At 48.1% G+C, this 6,265-nt stretch carries 6 protein-coding genes; 3 read left to right on the top strand and 3 right to left on the bottom strand.

Annotated elements, in window-relative coordinates:
- A partial coding sequence (locus tag A3751_RS12995; RefSeq protein WP_197466331.1) for a molybdopterin molybdotransferase MoeA occupies nucleotides 1-652 on the bottom strand: 652 nt, incomplete at its 3' end.
- A gap of 224 nt (nucleotides 653-876) precedes the next feature.
- Here A3751_RS12995 and rho point away from each other — a divergent pair.
- From rho to A3751_RS13010, 3 genes are all read left to right on the top strand, one after another.
- Nucleotides 877-2,139, top strand: a complete 1,263-nt coding sequence (rho, locus tag A3751_RS13000; protein ID WP_068456710.1) for a transcription termination factor Rho — start codon at nucleotides 877-879, stop codon at nucleotides 2,137-2,139.
- A 67-nt stretch (nucleotides 2,140-2,206) separates the two neighbouring features.
- Nucleotides 2,207-3,688, top strand: a complete 1,482-nt coding sequence (gene ubiD / locus A3751_RS13005; RefSeq protein WP_068456714.1) for a 4-hydroxy-3-polyprenylbenzoate decarboxylase — start codon at nucleotides 2,207-2,209, stop codon at nucleotides 3,686-3,688.
- The gene (locus A3751_RS13010; RefSeq protein ID WP_068456717.1) at nucleotides 3,685-4,701 is read left to right on the top strand and encodes a 2Fe-2S iron-sulfur cluster-binding protein; all 1,017 of its coding nucleotides are present in this window, start codon (nucleotides 3,685-3,687) and stop codon (nucleotides 4,699-4,701) included. The genes ubiD and A3751_RS13010 overlap by 4 nt, the downstream gene beginning before the upstream one ends.
- Here A3751_RS13010 and A3751_RS13015 read toward each other — a convergent pair.
- Nucleotides 4,698-5,939 (bottom strand): heme biosynthesis HemY N-terminal domain-containing protein, encoded by a 1,242-nt coding sequence (locus A3751_RS13015; protein WP_068456720.1) that lies wholly within the window; start codon nucleotides 5,937-5,939, stop codon nucleotides 4,698-4,700. The genes A3751_RS13010 and A3751_RS13015 overlap by 4 nt on opposite strands.
- Nucleotides 5,936-6,265: uroporphyrinogen-III C-methyltransferase (locus A3751_RS13020; RefSeq protein WP_197466332.1), on the bottom strand; the 330-nt coding region annotated here is incomplete at its 5' end. The genes A3751_RS13020 and A3751_RS13015, both read right to left, overlap by 4 nt.

Raw genomic sequence — 6,265 nt, forward strand, 5'->3', positions numbered from 1 at the left:
AGTTGCGAACAAGTGTGCTCAGCAGCGCTTGGTTAGAATTATAGATCTGGCCTGGCTTTAAAGTCTCTCCGGGCGCGGCAAGCTCATCCCCAGTAGAAAGTATGGCCACTTTTAATGGCTTGAATACATGGATACTGGCAATCCCGGCAGAGGCAAGTAGAGCAATGTTTTGTGGTCTCAGTACATCGCCCCTGCGAAGAAGTTGCTGGCCTTTGCTGAAATCCTGGCCTGCGGGGCGAATATTTTGCTGTGAGTTCATCTCTGAGGCATAAGAGACGTAGCTCTGTTCGTTTGCAGAGTCTATGTCGGCGCTTTCCTGCATAACGACGCAGTCCGCTCCAGCGGGAGTGGGTGCGCCGGTGAAGATACGAGCGGCGCACCCAGGCTCAAGTTTTCCAGGCGCCGCTCCCGCAGGAATACGCATATTTACAGGAAGGCGACCCTCTTTTTCCATGTCCGCTATTCGGAACGCGTAGCCATCAACCGCACTATTGTCGAACGGTGGTATGGAAAGGCTCGATGTTATATCTTCGGCCGCTACTCGGTTAAGAGCCTCAGTAATCGAGACCCGTTCTGTTTGCGAGCTCGTCTGTATCTTTTCAAGCAGTGTTGAAAGCGCTTCTTCCAAAGGAAGTAGATGCGTTTTTTGCATAGAGAAACGTCGTCTTTATGAGGTTTGGTTTGGGTGTTGGAAGTCAATATCGATGTTAAAGTAAGTTTTTGTAGAATAAAACTAGATATTGTTTTCAATTTGATCTATCTTAACTTACCAATGAAGCCGACTGCGGCATAGCTTATTTTCCGCCCTCAGCGCTTTTCCTAGATATTCCTCAGCCCTCAAGTACAACACAACTCTGTGTAATCAAGACTATTGATATGAATCTTTCCGAATTAAAGAAAAAGAACGTACCCGAACTTTTAGAAATTGCAGCCGAAATGGGTTTAGACAACCTGGCTCGCTCTCGTAAACAAGATGTCATTTTCACCATTCTGAAGCGCCATGCAAAAGGCGGAGAAGATATATACGGTGATGGCGTATTAGAAATCTTGCAAGATGGCTTCGGCTTTTTGCGCTCTGCTGAAGGTTCATACCTGGCAGGGCCTGATGACATTTATGTCTCGCCCAGCCAAATCCGTCGCTTTAATTTGCGAACCGGCGATACCATTTCCGGTAAGATTCGCCCGCCAAAAGATGGCGAGCGTTACTTTGCGTTGTTGAAGGTTAGTCAGATCAACTTTGACAAGCCTGAATCGTCGAAAAACAAAATCTTGTTTGAAAACCTTACGCCTCTATTTCCTGATGATCGATTGATTCTTGAAGTTGGCAATGGCAGTACCGAAGACTTATCCGGCCGTATCCTAGATTTGGTCGCACCTATCGGTAAAGGCCAGCGTGGTTTGGTTGTTTCTCCGCCAAAGGCAGGTAAAACCCTAATGATGCAAAATATTGCGCAGTCAATTGCGCGCAATAGTCCTGAGTGTCATTTGATGGTGTTGCTGATTGACGAGCGGCCTGAAGAAGTAACTGAGATGCAGCGATCTGTTCGCGGCGAAGTGGTTGCGAGTACGTTTGATGAACCTCCTGCGCGCCATGTTCAGGTAGCAGAAATGGTCATCGAGAAAGCCAAGCGACTTGTTGAGCATAAGCAGGATGTTGTCATTATTCTTGATTCGATTACACGTCTTGCTCGCGCATACAATACGATTATTCCAAGCTCGGGTAAGGTGCTCACCGGTGGTGTCGATGCGCATGCACTTGAGCGTCCAAAGCGTTTCTTTGGTGCAGCGCGGAATGTGGAAGAGGGCGGTAGTTTGACGATTATTGCGACCGCGCTTGTCGATACCGGCTCCAAGATGGACGAAGTGATCTATGAAGAGTTCAAAGGCACCGGTAATATGGAAGTGCACCTTGATCGGAAGATCGCTGAGAAGCGCACGTACCCTGCAATAAACATCCGTCGTTCAGGTACGCGTCGCGAAGATCTGTTGATGTCTGAAGATGAATTGCAACGCGTTTGGATTTTGCGCAAGTTGCTTCACAATATGGATGATGACATTGCAGCCACTGAATTCCTGATCGATAAACTCAAAGATACGAAGACCAATGATGAGTTCTTCTTGGCGATGAAGAAGCGCTAAGACATTCAAGATTGATAAAAAGCCGGCTATCGATAGTCGGCTTTTTCATTTGCGGCGTAAGAGAAGCATGAAATACAAAGACCTTAGAGATTTTATATCGCAACTTGAAGCGCAGGGCGAACTCGTTCGCGTTAAAGCTGAAGTTGATCCGCACCTTGAGATGACAGAGATATGTGACCGAACTCTTAGGGCTGGTGGCCCGGCAATCTTGTTTGAGAACCCAAAAGGCTTTGATACGCCTGTATTGGGTAACCTGTTCGGTACGCCTCGCCGCGTTGCTTTAGGGATGGGGCAGGAGAATGTGTCGGCTTTGCGAGAGGTTGGCAAATTGCTGGCCTTTTTGAAGGAGCCAGATCCGCCAAAAGGGATTAAAGACGCATTCCAGAAGTTGCCTATCTTTAAACAGGTCATGAACATGGGGCCCAAAGTGTTGCGCCATGCTCCCTGTCAGGAAGTGGTGGTCGAAAAAGCCGATGTCGATCTGAGTAGAATTCCCGTTCAAACCTGCTGGCCAGGCGATGCCGGTCCGTTGATTACTTGGCCTTTAGTGGTAACGAAGGGACCTGATCCAGAGAAAGAGCGGCAGAACTTGGGAATCTATCGTCAGCAGGTCATTGGTAAAAATCGTGTCATCATGCGTTGGCTTTCACATCGAGGAGGCGCCCTCGATCTTCAAGCGTGGCAACAGAAAAATCCAGGCCAGCCATTTCCCGTAGCCGTAGCATTAGGTGCTGATCCAGCAACTATATTGGGTGCCGTTACGCCTGTTCCTGACTCGCTTTCAGAGTATGCTTTTGCAGGCTTGTTGCGTGGTGGAAAAACGGAAACGGTGAAAACCATGCATAGCGATTTGACTGTACCAGCCAGTGCCGAGTATGTGCTTGAAGGGTTTATCTATCCGGATGATCTGGCGCCTGAAGGGCCTTTTGGTGACCACACAGGGTATTATAATGAGGTTGATCAGTTCCCGGTATTTACCGTAGAGCGCATAACGCATCGAAAAAATCCGATCTATCACAGCACCTATACGGGCCGTCCGCCAGATGAGCCGGCGATTCTAGGGCTTGCATTAAACGAAGTCTTTATTCCAATCTTACAAAAGCAATTTCCAGAAATTGTCGATTTTTACTTGCCACCTGAAGGCTGCTCATATCGGCTCGCGGTCGTGACCATGAAAAAGCAATACCCTGGTCATGCGAAGCGTGTGATGATGGGGGTTTGGTCTTTTTTGCGTCAGTTCATGTATACCAAGTTTGTGATCGTTACCGATGATGATGTCGATGCGCGTAACTGGGAAGATGTGATCTGGGCCATTACTACCCGTATGGATCCTGCTCGAGATACGACGTTGGTCGAAAGTACGCCTATCGACTATCTTGATTTTGCTTCTCCTATTTCGGGTCTTGGTTCAAAGATGGGGATGGATGCAACGCATAAGTGGCCCGGGGAAACAGATCGAGAATGGGGACGCGTCATTGAGATGGACCCAGCTGTAAAACAGCGTGTAGATGATATTTGGGATAAACTCGGAATTCCGATCAAGAAATGACGTTTTCTGTCACGATTGAGCCAAAAGGTCTGACGTTCACTTGCGCGGAAGAGCAAAGCATTGCCGAAGCCGCTCAAGAGTCTGGAGTGCGTTTTCCCATTAGTTGTCGGAATGGGGTTTGCCATATCTGTCGTGCAAAGCTTGAGTTAGGCGTTGTGTCTACTCCTACAGGCCTCGTTGCTCAGCAATCTCAGGATGGAACACCCAACGACGTATTTGTTTGTCATGCCAAACCAAGGTCTGACCTAATTTTAAGGATGGACGGGGTCTATGGCCCCAAAGAACTACCAATGAAAAATATTATTTGTCAGATACAGTCTGTAAGTGTGTTGCAGGGTGACGTATACCAAGTGATTCTTGAATTGCCAGCGGGTAAACCGGTGGCTTTTTTTGCTGGACAATATTTAGCGCTTGATCTGCCTCAGCGAGACGAAGACGCGTACTTTTCTATTGCGAGCGCTCCGGGACTTAGGGAGATTGAGCTGCATATTCAGGCGGATCCGCATCTAGAAAAAGCGTTGGAGATTGTGAAGTTCCTTCAAGACAACAAGTCGGTCAGTGTGAAGCTGCCATTTGGTAAGGCTTGTCTTGATCGTGTCCCCTCCTCTGCAGTGTTATTACTTGCTGCGGGAACCGGATTTGCGCAGATGAAAAGCATCATCGAGTATCTTTTAGCGAACGGCTTTCAGCAAGAGTTGAGTCTCTACTGGACCGCGAGAAAGCAAAGCGATTTGTATGCGCTAGAAAGCGTGCAGAACCTTGCGGAAACGCACGAAAATTTTCGTTTTGAATGTGTAGTTACAGAAACGCTTGATCCAACCTGTACGGAACATCATAGCTTGCTAGCGGATGCGATCTTGAGTAGTCACGATGATTTGTCCAATAGCCTCGTATTTGCCGCCGGCTCACCAAAATTGGTTTATACATCGCTTGATGCGCTTGAGCAGGCAGGCCTATCGCAAGAGCATTTTTATTCTGATGTGCTTGAGTATGTCAGCCGTGATCAAATCTAGTGATTGCTTCGCGTTAAGCGCGGCTGTGGTAACTCTGGTAGTTGGATATGGTTCATTAGATTGTTGAGCAGGTTTTCGGTCTCTTTCTCGGGTTTACCTAAATGAGTGAACAAGCGATAGAGTTCTGCAACCGCTTCAAGCGAGGCCTGTTGTTTCTGGCTTGCGGCAAGATACTCGGCCGCCTTGCCCCATAGTTCACAGCGAAGAGATAGGCGCCCAAGTGCAAGCAGCAGCCTAGGGCTGTTCGGACGCTCCTTTAGCCATTTCTCTGCATGTAATAGCTGCTCGGTTCTATCTTTGCCTTGAGTGCGCCCGTAAGCGTCCGCAAGATTCTCACTCCAGTTGTTATCAAGCGCTTTGCGAAGAATAACTTCCGCTTCGTAATCCGCACGAATCGCTAGAAGTTCCCGTGTGTAGGCATAAATTACGTGTTCATCAAAACGATACTTGCCGGGTACTCTTTTCCAAAGCTCCGATAGTGTTTCGGTGATCTCAGCCTTTTCTTGGCTCGCCTCAAACTTCTTAGCGTAGCTAGCAAAAAGCTTTGCCCAAATGCTGCGTTCGAACTCTTCATCCAGGTGAACAAGCTTACTTTGTTCACCTTCAAAGCACCGGACGAGTTGTTCCCAGTCTTCTAGTTCCGTGTAGACCTTAACGAGCAGCTGGGCGACATAGGGATGCTTGGGGTATTTGTTTTGTAAGCGAACAAGCACCGCTAGCGCTGCCTCGAATCGACCAACCTCGATATGCAGTCGAGCTTGTGTAAGGCTTGCGGCAAGCTCAGAGCCACCAGATAACTGGTGCGCCCGCTTAAGAATCTCGGCAGACTGTTTGTGGTTGCCTTGCTGGTGAGCCGCATTTGCTGCTGCCAGTAAATTAACGATGGGCATGCGCGCGTGCTTCGCGGATTGCGTAAGTAGCTTTTGTGCGCTGTCCCAATCTCCTTCAAGAAACGCCAATAACCCTGACTCACTCTGTTGGTTTGCCTTTTTCTTAGGCCGTATTCGATTCCAATGAAGGACGCCGCCCGCGCTTTTCTTAAAACTTCTGAGTAAGCCAAAGATGAGATAGAGACCGGAAGCGGCCATGATGATTAAAGCGAGCAAGACCCACAAGTTTGTTTCGATTAGCCAGTGCCCATAGGTAATTTGAACATAGCCTGTATCGTATTGAATGCCTTTAACGATCAACGCTGTGACGAATAAGGCGCAGACAATGAGGAAAAATAAGCGTCTCATTCGGTCGCGTCCTCGTTGTTTGATTTATCGGCTGGCGCACGCATATCCAGTGTACGATCGCGATATTTCTGTTCAATCTTGCTTCTTAGAAGTTCTAACGAGCCAGAGATCTCTAGATCTTCCTGGTGTGGTCGTGCCTCATTGATGGCCAAAAGCTCTGAGAGAAGCGCATCTATTCTGGCATCGTTTTGAGGGAAGCTATTGCGAGCCCATTCGATGCTGCCACCGAGCTGTGTCGAAAACGCATCTAAGCGATGACGCATTAAGAGTAGTTTTGCCTGTTCGATTCGAAGTGCCAAATTCTGTTTAAGGTAGGCAGAATATTC

Source organism: Oleiphilus sp. HI0080, assembly GCF_001635135.1.

Coding starts and splice junctions, on each gene's coding strand:
- A3751_RS13015 (WP_068456720.1), bottom strand. CDS start 5,939: ATGAGACGCTTATTTTTCCTCATTGTCTGCGCCTTATTCGTCACAGCG.
- A3751_RS13010 (WP_068456717.1), top strand. CDS start 3,685: ATGACGTTTTCTGTCACGATTGAGCCAAAAGGTCTGACGTTCACTTGC.
- ubiD (WP_068456714.1), top strand. CDS start 2,207: ATGAAATACAAAGACCTTAGAGATTTTATATCGCAACTTGAAGCGCAG.
- rho (WP_068456710.1), top strand. CDS start 877: ATGAATCTTTCCGAATTAAAGAAAAAGAACGTACCCGAACTTTTAGAA.